We start from the raw sequence: 20,596 nt of genomic DNA, 5'->3' as shown, positions 1-20,596 counted from the left end.
ATTGTTTTAACAATAAAAGAGGATTGTTTTATGGATGTTAATCATTCAGAACCTATTGTAATGCCTGTATTACCATTACGTGATGTTGTAATATATCCTCATATGGTAATTCCTTTATTTATTGGTAGAGAAAAATCTATACGTTGTTTAGAAGCAGTAATGAAAAATAATAAAAAAGCTATGCTTGTAGCACAAAAAAATGCTGCGAAAGATAACCCTGATATTAATGATTTATTTACAGTTGGTACAGTAACATCAATATTACAAATGTTAAAATTGCCTGATGGTACATTAAAAATATTAGTTGAAGGAATACAAAGGGCGCAAATTGATATTTTATCAGATAATGGAGAATATTTTACAGCGCAAATTATATATATTAATTCTCCTATGATTGAACCTAAAGAACAAAAAGCTTTAATACGTACTGCTGTTAATCAATTTGAAGGATATATCAAATTAAATAAAAAAATTCCACCTGAAGTTTTATCTTCTTTAAATAATATTCATCATGTAGATAAACTAGCTGATACTATAGCTTCTCATATGCCTTTAAAATTATCTGATAAACAATTAATATTAGAAATGTTTAATATTAGTGAAAGATTAGAATATCTTATGGCAATTATGGAATCTGAAATTGATCTTTTGCAAGTTGAGAAAAAAATTCGTAATAGAGTTAAGCAACAAATGGAAAAGAGTCAAAGAGAATATTATTTAAATGAACAAATAAAAGCTATACAAAAAGAATTAGGTGAAATGGATGTTTATCCTGATGAAAATGATATTTTAAAAAAAAAGATAGACAGAGCTAAAATGCCAAAAGATGCAAAAGCAAAAACATATTCTGAATTACATAAATTACGTATGATGTCTACAATGTCTGCAGAAGCAACCGTTGTACGAGGATATATTGAATGGATGATTCAAATACCTTGGTTTCAAAAAAGTAGATTAAAAAAAGATTTATATAAAGCTAAAATTACATTAGATCAAGATCATTTTGGTTTAGAACATGTAAAAGAACGTATTTTGGAATATTTAGCAGTACATAATAGATCTAATAAAATTAAAGGACCAATTTTATGTTTTGTTGGACCACCTGGAGTTGGTAAAACATCTTTAGGTAAATCTATTGCAAGAACAACAGGTAGAAAATTTATTAGAATGGCTTTGGGTGGTATTCGTGATGAGGGTGAAATTAGGGGTCATAGAAGAACATATATTGGTTCTATGCCGGGTAAAATTATACAAAAAATTACACGTTCAGGAGTAAAAAATCCATTATTTTTATTAGATGAAATTGATAAAATGGCATATGACATGCGTGGTGATCCTTCTTCAGCATTATTAGAAGTATTAGATCCAGAACAAAATATGTCTTTTAATGATCATTATTTAGAAATAGATTATGATCTATCTGATATTATGTTTGTTGCCACTTCAAATTCTGTTACCAATATACCATTACCATTATTAGATAGGATGGAAGTAATTAAATTATCTGGATATACTGAAGATGAAAAACTAAATATCGCAACAAAATATTTATTACCTAAACAATTTTATCGTAATGCTTTAAAAAAACAAGAATTAATTATACAACAAGACACTATTTTGGATATTATTAGGTATTATACGAGAGAGGCTGGTGTAAGAAATTTAGAACGAGAATTATCGTCTTTATGTAGAAAAGCTGTTAAAACTATCTTAATAGATCAAAATACTAAATTTATTGAAATAAATAAAAAAAATTTAAAAAAATATTTAGGTGTTAAAAAATATGATTATGGGAAAGCAGAAAATATTAATCGCATTGGTCAAGTTACTGGCTTAGCTTGGACAGAAGCTGGAGGAGATTTATTAACTATTGAAACCGCATGTATCCCTGGTAAAGGAAAATTAACATATACTGGCTCTTTAGGTGAAGTTATGCAGGAATCAATCCAAGCTGCTTTAACCGTTGTAAGGGCTCGTATAAAAAAGTTAGATATTAATAATGAATTTTATAAAACTACTGATATACATGTCCATGTTCCTGAAGGAGCTACACCAAAAGATGGTCCTAGTGCTGGAATAGCTATCTGTACTGCTTTAGTATCTAGTTTAAGTAATTTTCCTGTGAAAGCCAATATTGCTATGACTGGTGAAATTACTTTAAGAGGGCAAGTATTGCCGATTGGTGGTTTAAAAGAAAAATTATTAGCTGCACATCGAGGTGGTATAGATATAGTATTAATACCATATCAAAATAAAAGAGATCTAGAAAATATTCCTAAAAATATTATAACTGCTCTAAAAATATATCCTGTAAAAAATATTGAAGAAGTATGGAAATTATCTTTATTAAAAAAATAAATTAGTTATTTTTTATGCAAAAAATACTTCATAAAAAATAATATTTATATAACTTATAAAATTATAACATATGTTAAAAAAAATTATAGAATTTACAAAAAGTTTAATTCAGTGTCCATCTATAAGTCCTAAAGATTACGGTTGTCAAAAAATATTAATTTCTTTTTTACAAAAATTAAATTTTACAATTAATTCAATAAATATTAATCAAACAAATAATTTTTGGGCTTATCATGCTAATAATAATACTCCAACATTAGTTTTTGCAGGACATACAGATATTGTTACTCCAGGAGATATATCTTTATGGAAATATCCTCCTTTTGACGGTGTGATTCATAATAATATCATGTATGGTAGAGGCACATGCGATATGAAAGGTGCGTTAGCTGCAATGGTCTTTGCAGCTAAATCTTTTATACAAAAACATAACCAACATCACGGTAAAATAGCTTTTTTAATTACTTCTGATGAGGAAGGTACGGCACAAGATGGTACTAAACAAGTTATTAATCATTTAATGAAAAAAAAAGAGCAAATAGATTATTGCATATTAGGCGAACCAACAAGTTACCAAATAATTGGTGATAATATTAAAAATGGTAGAAGAGGTTCTTTAAATATTACTTTAAAAATTTATGGTATACAAGGGCATGTAGCTTATCATAAATTAGCAATAAATCCAATTCATACTGTCATACCTTTTTTATATGAATTATTAAACATTACTTGGGAACCTAAAAATAAAGACTTACTTAATACAAGTATGCAGATTACTAATCTTATATCTTCTATACAAAATAATACTAATGTAATCCCTAATCATGTTATTTTACAAATCAATTTTAGATATATGCATACCATCCATTATAGTACTATTTTAGATAAATTACATTTACTTCTTAATAAATATAATATTTATAATTATCAATTTGATTGGAATTTAATTGGCAAACCATTTATCAGTAATGCTATGAATCAAAAAAAACAATTAATTAGTATTGTTAAAAAAAGTATTGCCACAGTAAATAATTTGATACCTACTATTATAAATGATGGTGGTATTTCTGATGGTAGATTTATTATAACTACTGGCGCACAAATAGTAGAATTAGGTTTAATTAATTCTACTATTCATAAAATAGACGAATGTACACATATTAACGATATATATACATTATATAAAATTTATTATAATATCATGAAAAATATATTATTATAAATATTTAGTATTAAATAAATAAATATTATTAGGATTACAAATATTTATTTTTGAAGGATATTGTATATGCTGGAAAACATTATTTTTTAAAAAAATATTATTTACATAAGACTTCTGAAATGTGTTAATATCCATTACACGGTAACACATATATGCATATATATTATTTATATAAATATTATATGCTTTAGGTATGTAAGAACCATGTTGGCCTTCATCATATACAAAATTTATATTTAAAATACTAGAATTTACACAGTAAATCTTAGTATCTTGTAAATATATTTCATATATATTTCCACCACGAACAGCATTATTTTTAATTCTTAAAAATGATTGTAATTTTTTCCCAAATGTTTGACAATTTTTTATAAAAATATTATTAATTCCTCCACTACATTCACTACCTAATACTACAGCACCATGACCTTTATACATTAAACAGTTTTGTATAATAATATTACTAGAAGGAATATTATTCTTTCTGCCATCATTATTTTTACCAGATTTAATTGCAATGCAGTCATCACCAGTATTAAAAGAACAATGTTCAATTAATACATTGTTACAAGATTCTGGATTACAACCATCATTATTTGGACCAATACTGTTGATATGAACATGACTAATATGTATATTATTACTTAATACAGGATGTATTTCCCACATAGGAGAATTAATGATAGTAATATTTTTAATTAATATATTAGTACATAAATAAAATTGTATAAAATTAGGACGAAGATAATGATGGTATCCAAAAATTCTGTTTTTTATCGGAATATTATTCCGCATCATATTTATTAAAACTTTTACATCTTTATTTTGTAAATAATTGCCATTTATATCATTTTTCCAAGACCACCAATTATTCATACTAGCTTGACCATCTAAGACGCCATGTCCTGTAATGGCAATATTTTTTTGTTTATAAGCATAAATTAATGGTGTGTAATTAATACAATCAATACCTTCCCAACGTGTTAAAACATTAAAATATTTTTTAGGATCAGTATAAAATTTTATGATAACATCATCTTGTAAATGTATGTGTACATTACTTTTAAGATGTATGGGACCAGAATAATATTCTCCATTTGGTATCACAATAATTCCACCACCATTATTATGACAATTAGTTATAGTATTATTAATAATTATGGTGATATCAGTTTTATTTTTTAAATGCGTATATATATAATGTTGTTTTTGATTAGTATAAATAGAACTTATATTTTTTCTAATAGCATTAAATTGTTTATAATTAAACATATATATTATAAAAACATTTTATTATAAATAAAATTATTATATCCTATAGTTATTTTATATAATTTGATTTATATCATACTATCTAAACATATTTGTTTTTTAATAATCAAATATTATTTGTTTAAAATATCAGTAATAGTACCAGTTAATATTTCTGCTGTTAAACCAATGGATTCATATAATGTAGGATGTGCATGCATAGTTAATGCTATATCTTCAATATCACAACCCATTTCTATAGCCAAACTAATTTCTCCTAATAATTCTCCTGCATTATGTCCAATAACAGCGCCACCAATAACTCTATTAGATTCTTTTTCTATAATTAGTTTTGTTATGCCATGTTCAGAATTCGTTGCAAGAGCGCGACCTAACGCTTGCCAGGGAAACGATGATGTTTTATATTTTATATTATTATGTTGAGCCTGTTTTTCAGTCAAACCCACCCAACCAATTTCAGGATTAGTATATGCTATTGAAGGTATAACTTTGGGTATAAAATAATGTTTTTTCCCTGCTATAACTTCAGCTGCTAAATGTCCTTCATGTATACCTTTATGTGCTAACAGAGGAGTGCTAATTACATCACCAATAGCATATATGTTTGGTATATTAGTTCTCATTTGATTATCAACGTTAATAAAATTTTGTTCATTAATATCTAATTTACCAAAATTTTTATTAATGTATTGAGAATTTGGAGTTCTCCCTATAGCTATTAAAATAATATCATAATATTTTGCATATACAGATTGGTTATTATCACTAGTTAAATGTACATGTAATTGGTCTTGTGTAGTATCTATAGAGATAATTTTAGTATGTAATATTATATTAAATTCTTGATGAATAACACTTTTATATATATTTGTAATGTCTATATCAGTTTCTGGTAATAATATATCAGATGAATCTATAATATCTATTTTTGCACCTAAAGCACAATAAATTGTAGCCATTTCTAATCCAATAATACCAGCACCTATAATTAACATTTTTTTTGGTATAGTTTTTAACATTAAAGCATCTGTAGAATTCCATATTCTTGGGTCATTTTTATACATACCAGTCATATTATTTGGTTTTGAACCAGTTGCGATAATAGCATTATCAAAATTAATTATTGTAGTAATATTATTATTTATTACTTCTACACTGTTATCATTAATAAAATGTGCCATACCATTAATAATCTTTACATTTCTTTTCTCTGCTAAAAATTTTAATCCATTAGTTAATTTAGTAATAATATTATTTTTCCATAATAATAATTTAGAAATATTAATTTCACAAACATGATTTAAAATGCCATATTTCATTAATATTTTTTGTTCTTTTAATATATTTGCAATATGTAATAAAGCTTTAGAAGGAATACATCCGACATTTAAACATACACCTCCTAAATTATCATATTTTTCTATAATAGTAGTTTGCATTCCTAAATCACTACAACGAAAAGCAGCTGAATATCCCGCTGGGCCACCACCAATAACTATTATCTGTGTTTTTTGATTTTTGTTCATAAATATTATCATCTACATGAAAGTTAAATAATAAATATTAAATTAATAAATTTCTAATATCAGATATTAAATCACATATGAAATTTAAAAACATAACACCATCTACACCATTAATGATTCTATGATCATAAGATAAAGACAATGGTAACATTAATTTTGGAATAAATTTATTACCATCCCATATTGGTTGTATCATAGCTTGTGATATTCCTAAAATAGAAACTTCTGGCGCATTAATGATAGGAGTAAAAAAATTACTACGTAATTGACCTAAATTAGAAATAGTAAAACATCCACCTTTAATATCTTGAGGCATTAATTTATTATTTTTAGCTTTATTTGCTAAAAGTATGATTTCTTTAGAAATTTCAATAATATTCTTATCTAATACATTAAATATTATTGGAACTATTAAACCTTGTGGTGTATTAACTGCAATACCTATATTATAATATTTTTTAAGAATTAAAGTTGTTTCATCTATTATAGATGAATTAAAATAAGGAAATTGTTTTAAAGCATGAGCACATATTTTAATCATAAAACTAAGTATAGTAATTTTAATATTATGTGTATTTTTTAATTCATAATTTTTTTTAATACGGAAAGATTCTAATTCAGTTATATCCGCTTGAATATGTTGTGTAACATGAGGAATATTTTTCCAATTATTGGTTAAATTAATACTAGTTGCTTTTTGTATGTTATTTAAAATAATTATTTCTATAGGACCATATTTTTCATGTATATTTTTATCATTGGTTCGTACATTATCAAGATTATTATTTTTTATATATTGCATAATATCTTCTTTTGTAATTCTATTCTTATTACCACTACCTTTAATTGTCGATAAATTAATATTAAATTGACGTGCTATTTTTCTTATATATGGAGTAGCATAAAAATATTCTGGTTCTGTTTGTTTTTGAATAATTTGTGTTCCCCCTTTCATATTATTTTTTTTAATAAATGATGTCATATTATAATTTAATATTATGTTCTCATTACTTATTTTATTAATGCATAATGTAATTATTATATCATTACTTTTTATATAACTATTTAATTTTATATGAATAGTATTAATATATCCAGCATATAATGATGCAATTTCTATAATATTTGTCTTATCTTGTATAATAACTAATGATTGATTTTTTTGTATTTGTTCTTTTTCATTGACTAAAATTTTTTTTACTAACATTTTTTGTATGCCAATATCTGGCACTAAAATATTTATAGTATTATGTATTTTATTTTGTTTAGTGCTATTTATACCTAAAGTATTATTTGTTAATTTTTCTTTATTTAATAAAATTAAAATTGGACTATTAGTATGTACTATATCACCAACATTAACACAAATTTTTTTAATTTCACCTTCTTGATCTGCGGGTACTTCTATAGAAGTTTTATCACTTTCTACGACAATAATACTTTGGTCTTTATATATATAATCTCCTAATTGTACTAAAATTTCAGTAACTTTCATATTGTCATTACCAATATCTGGTAATATTATAATATTATTATTCATGTAATTCCTTTTTAAGAGATTCTAGGATTCTTTTTATTAATATTAATATTATATTTTTTAATAAAATGGTTAATAATATTATTACTAATAATATTTAAATCTAATAAAATATTCAATACAGCAAGTACAATATATGGCGCACTAATTTCAAAAAAATCACGTAAATTAGCTCTACTATCAGAACGACCAAAGCCATCAGTACCTAATACAAAATAATTATGTGTAGGTACATATTTCCTAATTTGTTCTGCAAAAATTTTCATATAATCAGTAGCAGCTACTGTAGGGTGATTTTGCATAATATTAGTTATATAAGGTATACGACGTTTTTCCATAGGATGTAACATATTCCAATGATCACAATCTTGTCCATCACGTGCAATTTCTGTAAAAGAAGTTACACTAAAAATATGAGAACTAATATCATACTCTTGATATAAAATTTTCCCTGCTTGTATGACATGTTGTAATATTGCTCCAGAACCTAATAATTGTATGCAATTATTTTTATTACCATGTATATTACGTAAATGATATATCCCCTTACATATTCCTTCTATTATATTAGAAGATATATTCTTGTTTATAGAAGGCATTATATAATTTTCATTAGTAACAGTTATATAATAATATATATTTTCTTGTTGTGAACCATACATGCGATATAAACCATTATATATAATAATAGCTAATTCATACATATAAGCAGGATCATAAGAAATACAATTTGGAATAGTTAAAGATTGTATATGACTATGCCCATCTTCATGTTGCAAACCTTCGCCATTTAAAGTAGTTCTACCAGATGTTGCTCCTATTAAAAATCCTTTAGCTTGTTGATCTCCGGCGGCCCAACAAAGATCACCAATACGTTGGAAACCAAAAATAGAATAATAAATATAAAATGGGATCATAACTAAATTATTAGTAGAATATGATGTTGCAGCGGCTATCCAAGAAGCAAATGCACCTGCTTCATTAATACCTTCTTGTAAAATTTGCCCTTGWATATCTTCTTTATAATAAGATAAAGTTTCTTGATCTTGTGGAATATAATTTAATCCATTAGAATTATAAATACCAATTTTTCGAAAAAGTCCTTCCATGCCAAATGTACGGGCTTCATCTGCTATAATAGGTACAATTCTATTTTTTAAAAAAGTATGTCTTAAAAGCATACTTAATATTCTAACAAATGATTTTGTTGTAGAAAGTATTTCAGGCGAATAATATAAAAAATTATTTAAATCTGATAAATCTGGTAATATGATTTTTTCAGTAAAACGTTCACGACGATATGGTATATAACCACCTAAATTTTTACGTTGATTATGTAAATATTGAAATTCTATAGAATTTTCTGGTAAAGAAATATAGGGTAATGTATGTAAAATGTCATCATTTATAGGTACCATTAATTTATCACGTATATATTTTAAACTATTAAAATCTATTTTTTTAACTTGATGTGCAATATTTTTACTTTCTGCAATTTTTCCAAGACCATAACCTTTAATTGTATGTATTAATATTACTACAGGTTTATTGATAATTTGATAAGCTTTTTTTATAGCAGCATAGATTTTTTTAGAATCATGACCACCATAATTTAAATTTTCGATTTCTGTATCTGTTAAACTTTCTACTAATGATGATGTTTCATTATATTTTTTAAAAAAATTATTTCTAATATAATTTCCATCTTTAGAAGTTAAGTTTTGAAAATCCCCATCTACGGTTTCATTAACTAATTGTAATAATTTATTAGTTTTATCATTATCAAATAATTTTTGCCAACGATAACCCCAAATAACTTTTATTACTTCCCATCCTGCACCATAAAAAAAGTTTGATAATTCATTAATAATTTTACCGTTACCATATACAGGTCCATCTAATCTTTGTAAATTACAATTAATGATAAAAATTAAATTATCTAATTTTTCTCTTGTAGCAATATTTAACATTCCTTTAGATTCCGGTTCATCCATTTCACCATCACCTAAAAATGCAAAAACTTTTTGGTGTGATGTATTTTGTAATTTTCGATTATGTAAATATTTTAAAAATTTTGCTTGATATATTGCTGAAAGCGGACCTAAACCCATAGAAACTGTGGGAAATTGCCAAAAATTAGGCATTAATTTAGGATGAGGATAAGATGATAAACCTTTACCACATACTTCTTGACGAAAATTATCTAAATGTTGTATATTTAGCCTTTTTTCTACAAAAGCTCTAGCATAAATACCTGGAGAAATATGTCCCTGGAAATAAACTATATCACCATTACTAGTATTATTATAAGCTTTAAAAATATGATTGAAACATACTTCATAGATATGTGCTGCAGATTGATATGATGCAATATGACCGCCTAAGTCTAAATTTTTTTGTGAAGCTCGTAAAACTATCATAATAGCATTCCAACGAATAATATTACGTATCTTACGCTCTATATTGATATTACCAGGATATATAGGTTCTTCTGATGGTATAATTGTATTCACATAATTTTCTTTATGATTATCATAATAAATACAGTTTACATAGCGATTTATTGCATTTAATAAAAATTTTGCTCTGTGAATGCCATGTTCTTGGAGAACATATTTAATAGATTGTATCCAATCATTAGTTTCCATGGGATCCACGTCATGGTACTTTTTTTTTGACATGGTATATATTTCCTTGTAAAAATACACGATAAAAATAAAATTAAATTATATTTAATAAATTTTAAATAATAAAATTTTTTATCTAGAAAAACATATATAAAATATATGAAATAATTTTTTATATATAAATTTTAAAAATATTTAAATATTTGTTATATTGCCTTTTTGTTGTAACCATTTACGACGATCTTCAGATCTTTTCTTAGAAAGTAACATGTCCATAATAGCCATAGTTTTATTTTTATCTAAAACATTATTATTAATAATTAACTGTATTAATTTTCTTGTACTAGGATTAAATGTTGTTTCTCGTAGTTGTTTTGGATTCATTTCTCCTAATCCTTTAAATCTTTGAACATTAATATTATGTTTTTTAATTTGATGATTATTTTGTGTTAAAATTAATGATTTTTCTTTTTCATCTAAAGCATAAATAACTTTTTTACCTATATCAATACGATATAATGGTGGCATGACTACATAAATATTTCCATTTTGTACTAATGGGAAAAAATGTTTAATAAATAAAGCACATAATAAAGTTGCAATATGTAAACCATCAGAATCTGCATCAGCTAAAATGCAAATTTTATGATATCTTAATTTTTTTAAATTACTATTATTAGGGTAAATACCTATAGCTAGTATAATATCATATATTTCTTGTGAAGATAAAATTACTTCAGAACTAATTTCCCATGTATTTAAAATTTTGCCTTTTAAAGGCATTACAGCTTGATAATTTTTATCTCTAGCTTGTTTAGCAGATCCTCCAGCAGAATCTCCTTCTACTAAAAATAGTTCTGTTTGTTTTGGATTTTTAATAATACAATCTGCTAATTTACCAGGTAATATAGAACTAATATAATTTTTTTTTTTGATTATTTTTTTAGATGCTCTAATTCGTTTTTGAGCATTAGATATTACCATATTAGCAATATATGTACCAATTTTAATATTTTTATTTAACCATAAAATAAATGCATCACGAACTATATTAGCAACAAACATAGTACATTGTCTGGTAGATAAACGTTCTTTAGTTTGTCCAGTAAATTGCGGATCTTGTATTTTAAGTGATAAAATATAAGAACAATGTGACCAAATATCATCACTACATAATTTAATATTTTTAGATAACATATTATGTAATACACAAAAATTTTTTATACCTTCTAATAAACCTAATTTTAAACCATTAACATGCGTACCACCATATATTGTTGGAATTAAATTAACATAACTTTCTACAATACAATAATTATTGTTAGGGATCCACAATAATGCCCAATCTAATTGTTTGATATTACTATGGTAATTACCTATAAATGGTTTGTCGGGTACAGTTACGTATTGTTTAGTTGAATTGATTAAATAATCACATAAACCATTTTGATAATTCCAAGTATAATGTTCTTCAGTATTTTTATTATGAAAATTAACTATTAATCCGGGACATAATATTGCTTTTGCTTTTAATATATTTATTAAATTAGATACTAAAAAAATAGTACTTTCAAAAAAATGTTCATCAGGCCAAAATCTAATATTAGTACCAGTATAATTAATATTATTATTAATAATATTTAAATTTTTAATTTTATGACCATATGAAAAAACAATATTATATATTTTACAATTACGGAATATATTAACTTCCATTCTTTTTGATAGTGCATTAACTACTGAAATACCTACACCATGTAAACCTCCTGAAAAATGATAATTTTTATTTGAAAATTTGCCTCCAGCATGTAAACGACATAAAATTAGTTCTATAGCAGATATTCCTTCCTGCGGATGTATATCTATGGGCATGCCTCTGCCATCATCAGTTACTTCTAATGACTGATCTTTATATAAAACTACTGTAATATTTTTTGCATATCCAGATAATGCTTCGTCTACACTATTATCTATTACTTCTCGCCCTAAGTGGTTAGGATTAGTAAGATCAGTATACATGCCAGGTCTACGTTTAACAGGATCTAACCCTTCTAAAACTTCTATTGAGTCAGCGTTATATTGATTTAAATGATTCATTATTTATTAAATAAATAGCAATTTTGATATGTTTAATATAAAATAAATATATACTTAGTCAATTATTATTTTTAACTATTTATCGATATAAAAATAATCAATATATAATATGTATAATTTTATTATACAAAGTTATTAATTATATAAGAAAATAATATTTTTTATATGTTTTGCTATTATTACAATTTTTATTATTTATATTATTTATTCATATAATTAATAAATTTTTTTTTTAAAAAAATTTTTTTATACAACATTAATAATATCTCTTGTGTAAATAAATTATATTGCAATAATATGTTTTCTATATATTGATTAATAATATTATAACTTATTGCGATAAACGTTTTAATAGAAATTCCTATAATTAACATAATTAATATAGCAAAAATATTAAATGATAAATGTGTTAATATTATATTTAATTTAAAATACATCAAAGATTGATATATACCAAATATAATATAAATATTACCTAACATGATGAAATAACTTATGACTATATTAATGTTATCTAAATACATCATGTAAGACTGTAATTCTATTAATTCTTGTTTAATATATAAATTTATCGTGACAGTAGTATCTTTAATTACAATTTCTGGGATATTTGTAATATAATCGTAAGTTTGAATAAATTTTTTAAATCCTTCATAGAATATTTTTTCAATACCAAAAATATTTTTTTGGATTTGTATGTCTTTATATATATCAGATAATTTTTTTCCAGACCAAAATGTTTTTTTAAAAATAATTAAAAGATATAATAATTGAGTAATTAAAAAATATTTTTTTACAATAATAATAAATGATATAAACAATAGAATTATTAAAATTATTATTGATAATTTTATAATAAACATAGACTGCCATAAAATATTACAAATATTCATAAACTATCTTTTTAATGTTAAAAAATAATATTATAAATAATATTATTTTTGATAATATCTCTAGTAAAATTACATGTTAAATTTATTTGATAGAAAATAATACTATCTAAGTTTACAATATTATTGTAAATAATATTCTTGTGCTAAAGATACAATAATACTAAAACTACATGCTAATAATACACCAATAAACCAAGTAAAATACCACATAATATTTATAATTCTCCTATAAAATTTTTTAATAATAGTTTAAAGGATTTTTTTGAATATGTTGTTTAGTAATTTTAAAAAACATTTTTTTATAACACCAATATGAATACAATAACATAATTGGTATAAAAATTAATGCTACGTATAACATAATACTTAATGTTAATCTACTAGATGCAGCATTCCAAATTGTTAAACTATAATTTGCATATGTTGAAGGAATAATAAAAGGAAATATTGCTATTGCTATAGTAATGATAATACTAATGATATTATATATAGAACAAATAAAAGCAAGTATATGTTTTTGGTATATGGATAAAACTATAAGAAAAAGTAAGTTGATAATACTGCTTATTGGTATAATCAATAGATATACATTTTTTATAAAATTATTTATCCAAAATCCTTCACTATATGTTATATCTGATGTTATTAGAGGTAAATAGTGTATTTCCTGTATATTTAATACATTCAATTTATAACCGCGTATATAAAATATCATATATATAAATGTTATTATAATCATAAATATTAAAGACATAGATATCATAGGTATGATAATATTTAATTTATTATTAATATGTTTATCATTAATTCTTAATTGCAAAAATGTAGCAGCTTGATTTAACACAACTAATACAGTAGTTATTATAATCATTAAATTGAATAAACTAAAAGGCAATAATATCTCTCTGTTATAATAAATATGGTAATATTTGTCAAAATAAAAAGGAATACCTTGTAATATATATCCTAATATTATTCCTATAGCAATAATCGGCATAATACTACCTATTGTAATAAATATATCACAAATAGTTTCCCATATTGTATTAGGTAATTTCGTACGATATTCGAAACCTATAGGACGTAAAAACAAAAAAATAAGTAATATAAACATAATCATATAAAAACTAGAAAATAAAGTAGCATAGACATTAGGCCAAGCTGCAAACATGGCTCCCGCAGCTGTAATAAACCATACTTGATTACCATCCCAATGAGGAGCGATAGTATTAATAATTATTCTTCTATCAATGTTTTTTTGTCCAAGTATAAATAATAAAACACCTACACCCATATCTAAACCATCAGTAATCATAAATCCAGTTATTAAGATAACTATTAGAATATACCAAATAATACACAATAACTCATAATTTAACATTTTTAATCTCTAATTTTATTAATATTTTGTTCAAAAAAATATCTGCCTGTTTGTAAAACACTAGGTCCTATACGTGCAATTTTAAACATAAAATATAATTCTATAATAAACAATATAGTATAAATTATAGTAATTATAATTATAGAAAACAATATTTCTGATATATCTATAGTAGAAGCAGCCATAAATGTTGGTAATATTTCACCAATAGCCCATGGTTGGCGTCCATATTCAGCAACAAACCATCCTGATTCAGAAGCAATCCAAGGTAAAGGAATAATATATAAACAAAATCTTAATAAATATTTTTTGTGATTTATATTGTTTTTTAAAGCATAAAAAAATACAACAGCAATAGTTATTAATAAGATTATGCTAATAGCAACCATAATACGAAAAGCAAAAAATAATGGGAAAACTAATGGAATAGAATTTTGCGCTATTTTCGTGATCTCATGGTTATTAATAAGATTTAAATCATGATAATGATATTGTTTAATTAGTAATCCATATCCTAGATCTTTTTGATATTTCTTAAAGATTTTCAGAATATGAGTATTATAATAACCATTTTTAATTTGTTCTAAAGCCTTGAGAGCTTGTATGCCATTACGGATTCTTATTTCATAATTATGAGTTATTTCTTTAATACCCATAATAGGAGTATTAAGTGATCTTGTTGCTATCATACCTAACATGTAGGGCACAGAAATGGAATATTTATTAATTTGTTTATTTTGATTAGGGATACTAAAGATTGTAAAAGATGCAGGAGGTTTTTGTGTTTCCCATTCTGCTTCAATAACAGCTAATTTTGTTTTTTGCACATCTCCCATTTGATAACCTGATTCATCACCTAAGATCATTACAGATAATATAGAAGCTAAACCAAAACTAGCCGCGATAATAATAGATTTTTTTGCAAATAATATATCTCTTTTTTTTAATAAATAATATGAACTAATGCCAATAACAAAAATAGCTCCAGTAGTATATCCTGCAGCCACAGTATGTACAAATTTAACTTGTGCTACTGGATTAAATATTAAATTCCATAAGTTATCCATTTCCATGCGCATAGTTTTATAATTAAAATGTGATGCTATAGGATTTTGCATCCAACCATTAGCAATTAAAATCCATAAAGCAGATAAATTTGATCCTAAAGCAACTAACCAGGTTGTAATTACATGTTGGATTTTATTTAGTCGTTCCCAACCTAAAAAAAATAACCCTACAAAAGTAGATTCTAAAAAAAATGCCATTAAACCTTCTATAGCTAATGGCGCACCAAATATATCTCCTACATAATGTGAATAATAAGACCAATTAGTACCAAATTGAAATTCCATAGTTAAACCTGTAGCGATTCCTAATGCAAAATTAATACCAAATAATTTACTCCAAAATTTTGTCATATCCTTATATATAATTTTATTAGATATAACATATATAGTTTCCATAATCGCTAACAAGAAAGACATACCTAATGTTAATGGAACAAAAATAAAATGATACATAGCAGTTAATGCAAATTGCAATCTTGATAAATTAACTACATTAAACATAATTATCACCTAATATTTTTCCTTATTTAATTGATTTATAAATAATCATATATAATTATTTTTATCATTTATTAAGTTTAGTATAACATTTATATATAAAAAATATTTCTCATGAAACTTACATATTCAATAATAATATTATAGGATTTTCTAATAGTTTTTTTAAATATATTAAAAAACTAATTGCCTCTTTACCATCAATTAAACGATGATCATATGATAATGCTAAATATGTCATGGGCATAATACAAATTTTTTTATTAATTACAATAGGTCTATTTTGTATAGCATGTATACCTAAAATAGCACTTTGTGGGGGATTAATAATAGGAGTAGACATTAATGATCCAAATACTCCTCCATTAGTAATGGTAAATGTACCACTAGATAGTTCATCTAGAGATAATTTATTATTATTACTTTTATAAAGTAAATTTTGAATGTTTTTTTCAAGAGATATAATTGATAATATATCAGTATTTTTAATAATTGGCGTAATTAAACCTCTTTGTGTAGCTATTGCTATATTAATATGATATGTATCATTATAGATAATATCTTGATTATCAATATATGCATTAATTTGAGGATATTTTTTTAAAGCAATTGCAGAAGCTTTAATATAAAAAGGCATAAATCCTAATTTAATTTGATATTCTTGTTGTATATCAGAAGAATATTTTTTTCTAATAATTTGTATTTGCTCCATATTCACTTCGTTAAAAGTGGTTAATGTAATTGTATTATTTTTAGATAACATTAATTGTTTAGCAATTTGTTGTCTAATAGGTGACATAGGAATACGTTTTTTATTTTTTAATGTTGTATGTTCTGAACCTAGTGTTTTATTCTTTTGTATGTCTTGTAATATATTATCTTGTATAGACATTTTACGTCTCGTAGAAGGACTATAAAATTGCTGATTTGGTTGTGTGTAATTTTTTTGATAATGTGTTTTTATAGAAGTCTTTGTTTTAAAATTAACATTATTATTCTGTATTCTTTTTTCTATCACACCAATTATTTGTTGTGATTGTACTTTACTGTTTTGTGATACTAATATTTGTTTTAAAATACCAGGAACAGTAGCAGGTATTTCTAATACTATTTTATCTGTTTCTAATTCTACTAAAACATCATCAATATTAATAATATCACCTGGTTTTTTATGCCATTGTATAATAATAGCATTGTTTACTGATTCTGGTAATTCTGGAACAATAATATTAATATTATTCATACAATATTTTCCTTATTTTATGAAATTATTTTTTTAATAAAAGATTATTAGTATTAGTATTAAAAGCAGTAAATAATATTTTGTTTTGTTGTTTTTTATGTATAGAAATATATCCAGTTGCTGTAGAAGATGATTTTTCCCTACCGATATAGTTAATACGGTGATGTAATTTTTTATAAAAATAATATTGAATATATATCCAAGCACCTTGATTTTCTGGTTCTTCTTGACACCAAAAAAAATTTTTAACACATATTATATATTTATGAATAATTTTTTTTAGATCTTCTATAGGTAAAGGATATAGTTGTTCAATTCTTATTAAAGCAGTATTCATATAATTATTTTTTTTTCTATATTCCAATAATTCATAATATATTTTACCAGTACAAAAAATAACACGTTGAATATTATGTATTATTTCTGTTTCTAACAATACTTTAATGAAATGATGATCTACAAAAGAACTTAAAGATGAAAAAGATAATTCATGTCTTAAAAGTGATTTAGGTGTAAAAATAATTAATGGTTTATTATTATGTATTTGTGTACATAACAAATGGTATATTTGTGCTGCTGTTGTTGGCACACATACTTGTATATTATTTTCTGCACATAATTGTAAATATCTTTCTATCCTAGCGGAAGAATGTTCTGGCCCTTGACCTTCATAACCATGTGGTAATAATAATACTAAATTAGATATATAATTCCATTTTTTTTTACCGGAAACAATAAATTGATCTATAATAACTTGGCTAGCATTTGCAAAATCTCCAAATTGCGCTTCCCAGATTGTTAAATTACGATTTTGTAGAGTATAACCATATTCAAAACCTAATACAGCTGCTTCTGATAAAACAGAATTATAAATATAAAAATTTCCTTGTGTAGTACTAATATTTTGTAAAGGTATATAAATATTATCATTATTTTGATCATATATAATGGCGTGTCTATGTGCAAAAGTTCCTCTTATACTATCTTCTCCAGTAATACGGCAAGAAAAACCTTGTGCAAGTACAGTTGCATATGCTAGACTTTCCGCAGCACCCCAATCCAATAACTTTTTTTCTTCACACATTAAAAGTCTATCTAAATAAATGTTTTTAACACGTTTATGCATATTAATATATTTAGGAATTATACTTATAGTATAAAACAAATTTTTTAAAGTTTTTTTGGTAAAATGGTTATTTTTACTGTCATTGTTCTTATTAAGATTTTGTGGATAAATTTGTTTGGTATATGTCAAACAATATTTTTTTTGTAATAAAGTATTATATTTATCATATAATTTATATATAAATTTTTGATCAATAAGTTTTTCTGATAATAGTTTTTGTTGATATATAGTTTGCACAGTATCATGTTGTTTAATTAAATTATACATCATAGGTTGAGTCATATACGGATCATCAATTTCACTATGACCATGTCTTCTATATGAAATTAAATCGATAAAAACATCTTTATGAAAAGAATTTCTATAAATTATTGCTAATCTTATTATATAAATTACATCTTCTATGCTATCTGCATTTATGTGAAAAATAGGACAACCTATTATCTTAGCTATATCTGTACAATAATAACTTGATCTTAAATCATTAATATCTGAATTAGTAAAACCAATTTGGTTATTAATAATAATGTGTATAGTACCATGAATATTATATCCATTAGTATATGACATATTTAATGTTTCTTGTACTATTCCTTGTCCAACAATCGATGCATCACCATGAATCATAATTGGTAATATCATATCTTTACTGTAATAATCATAATATGATCTTGTAATACCCATAACTACAGGATTAATATATTCTAAATGTGAAGGATTACATACTAAATGCAAATTTATGTTTTTCTGATTTATATTAATTACAGAAGAATAACCMAGATGATATTTTACATCATCTGCAATAGATACATTAATATCAGTTTCATTAAATTCATTGATAATCTGTTGTATGCTTTTACCCATAATGTTTGCTAATATATTTAATCTACCACGATGTGCCATACCAATAATAATAGTATTCGTTTTTTGTAACGTAGTATTACTTATATAACGTACAACTTCTTTTATAACAGGAATAATTACATCACAACCTTCTATAGAAAATCTTTTAGTACCTGGAAAATTTTTTCCAAAGAATGTCTCAAAGGTTTCTGTAGCAATTAGTTCTTCTAAAAAGATCTTTTTTTCATAATTATTAAAATTATAAGTAGATAATTCTATTTTTTTTTGTAAAAAAATTTGTTCTTTAGAAGGTAAATGCATATATTCTATACCGATAGAAGAACAGTATATTTGTTGATATGTATGAAAAATATTTTTAATACTTTTCATATTATTATATAATAAGATTTTTTTATTAATATCTTGTATATCAATATTAAACGTTTGTAATGTTAAATTTTTATTTATATTTTGTGCACATAAAAAATTATTTTTGGCATAATAATGTCCTATACTTCTAAAAGTATGAATTGCCTGAGATACTTTTTTTTCCAAAACTTGCTGATATTTTAAAGACATAATATCTGCTATATTTTTTTTATTAATATATATTTTTTTATTTAAATTAGTAAAAAAAACATGCCATGTATCATGTATAGATTGCGGATTAGTTAAAAATTGCTTATATAATTCTTCCATGTAATTAATATTAATGCCATTCATAAACCAATGTAGATTATTTTGATTCATTTTATACTCTGATAATTTATTATATTAAATTTATTTTTATATAACTATCAAACAATAAATTTGCATAATTACATATTTTATTATAAAAAATAATATAATATTTCACTATAAAATAATTTTGTTTTATTTTTAGTTATATAAAACTAATTATATGTT

At 23.9% G+C, this 20,596-nt stretch carries 13 protein-coding genes; 2 read left to right on the top strand and 11 right to left on the bottom strand.

All coding sequences use genetic code 11. From position 1 onward, the window contains the following. The first annotated feature begins 30 nt into the window (after positions 1 to 30). Positions 31 to 2,358, top strand: coding sequence for an endopeptidase La (gene lon / locus GJT87_RS01080; RefSeq protein WP_168895582.1), 2,328 nt, complete (start codon positions 31 to 33; stop codon positions 2,356 to 2,358). Positions 2,359 to 2,428: 70 nt separating this feature from the next. Beyond that, positions 2,429 to 3,580: a succinyl-diaminopimelate desuccinylase gene (gene dapE / locus GJT87_RS01075; RefSeq protein WP_168895581.1), complete on the top strand. Its 1,152-nt coding sequence runs from the start codon at positions 2,429 to 2,431 to the stop codon at positions 3,578 to 3,580. Here the strand turns inward: dapE and GJT87_RS01070 are convergent. The 11 genes from GJT87_RS01070 to GJT87_RS01020 all read right to left on the bottom strand — a co-directional run bounded on the left by GJT87_RS01070 (position 3,575) and on the right by GJT87_RS01020 (position 20,440). Beyond that, positions 3,575 to 4,852 (bottom strand): glycoside hydrolase family 28 protein, encoded by a 1,278-nt coding sequence (locus tag GJT87_RS01070; RefSeq protein ID WP_168895580.1) that lies wholly within the window; start codon positions 4,850 to 4,852, stop codon positions 3,575 to 3,577. The genes dapE and GJT87_RS01070 overlap by 6 nt on opposite strands. Positions 4,853 to 4,965: 113 nt before the next feature. Then, complete coding sequence (gene lpdA, locus GJT87_RS01065; RefSeq protein ID WP_168895579.1) at positions 4,966 to 6,378, bottom strand: dihydrolipoyl dehydrogenase; 1,413 nt, start codon at positions 6,376 to 6,378, stop codon at positions 4,966 to 4,968. A gap of 37 nt (positions 6,379 to 6,415) precedes the next feature. Then, positions 6,416 to 7,918, bottom strand: a complete 1,503-nt coding sequence (locus tag GJT87_RS01060) for a 2-oxo acid dehydrogenase subunit E2 (protein ID WP_168895578.1) — start codon at positions 7,916 to 7,918, stop codon at positions 6,416 to 6,418. A gap of 11 nt (positions 7,919 to 7,929) precedes the next feature. Next, positions 7,930 to 10,596 carry a pyruvate dehydrogenase (acetyl-transferring), homodimeric type gene (aceE, locus tag GJT87_RS01055; RefSeq protein WP_168895577.1) on the bottom strand — a complete coding sequence of 889 codons (2,667 nt, stop codon included), beginning with the start codon at positions 10,594 to 10,596 and terminating at the stop codon, positions 7,930 to 7,932. Positions 10,597 to 10,737: 141 nt separating this feature from the next. After that, positions 10,738 to 12,639: a DNA topoisomerase IV subunit B gene (gene parE / locus GJT87_RS01050; RefSeq protein ID WP_168895576.1), complete on the bottom strand. Its 1,902-nt coding sequence runs from the start codon at positions 12,637 to 12,639 to the stop codon at positions 10,738 to 10,740. Positions 12,640 to 12,839: 200 nt separating this feature from the next. After that, positions 12,840 to 13,532 carry a MotA/TolQ/ExbB proton channel family protein gene (locus tag GJT87_RS01045; RefSeq protein WP_168895575.1) on the bottom strand — a complete coding sequence of 231 codons (693 nt, stop codon included), beginning with the start codon at positions 13,530 to 13,532 and terminating at the stop codon, positions 12,840 to 12,842. A gap of 120 nt (positions 13,533 to 13,652) precedes the next feature. Further along, positions 13,653 to 13,742 (bottom strand): cytochrome bd-I oxidase subunit CydX, encoded by a 90-nt coding sequence (gene cydX, locus GJT87_RS01040; RefSeq protein ID WP_168895574.1) that lies wholly within the window; start codon positions 13,740 to 13,742, stop codon positions 13,653 to 13,655. Between the two features lie 28 nt (positions 13,743 to 13,770). Beyond that, entirely contained in the window at positions 13,771 to 14,913 is a 1,143-nt protein-coding gene (gene cydB / locus GJT87_RS01035) for a cytochrome d ubiquinol oxidase subunit II (RefSeq protein WP_168895573.1), read from the bottom strand. A gap of 2 nt (positions 14,914 to 14,915) precedes the next feature. Beyond that, entirely contained in the window at positions 14,916 to 16,481 is a 1,566-nt protein-coding gene (locus tag GJT87_RS01030) for a cytochrome ubiquinol oxidase subunit I (RefSeq protein ID WP_168895572.1), read from the bottom strand. A 118-nt stretch (positions 16,482 to 16,599) separates the two neighbouring features. Beyond that, a complete protein-coding gene (locus tag GJT87_RS01025) occupies positions 16,600 to 17,721 on the bottom strand; it encodes a 2-oxo acid dehydrogenase subunit E2 (protein WP_168895571.1) in 1,122 nt (373 codons plus the stop codon). A gap of 25 nt (positions 17,722 to 17,746) precedes the next feature. After that, positions 17,747 to 20,440 carry a 2-oxoglutarate dehydrogenase E1 component gene (locus tag GJT87_RS01020; RefSeq protein WP_168895570.1) on the bottom strand — a complete coding sequence of 898 codons (2,694 nt, stop codon included), beginning with the start codon at positions 20,438 to 20,440 and terminating at the stop codon, positions 17,747 to 17,749. Between the last annotated feature and the right edge of the window lie 156 nt (positions 20,441 to 20,596).

This window comes from Enterobacteriaceae endosymbiont of Macroplea mutica (assembly GCF_012571345.1).
GTDB lineage: Bacteria > Pseudomonadota > Gammaproteobacteria > Enterobacterales > Enterobacteriaceae.
This window is presented reverse-complemented; position numbering and strand designations above follow the sequence as displayed.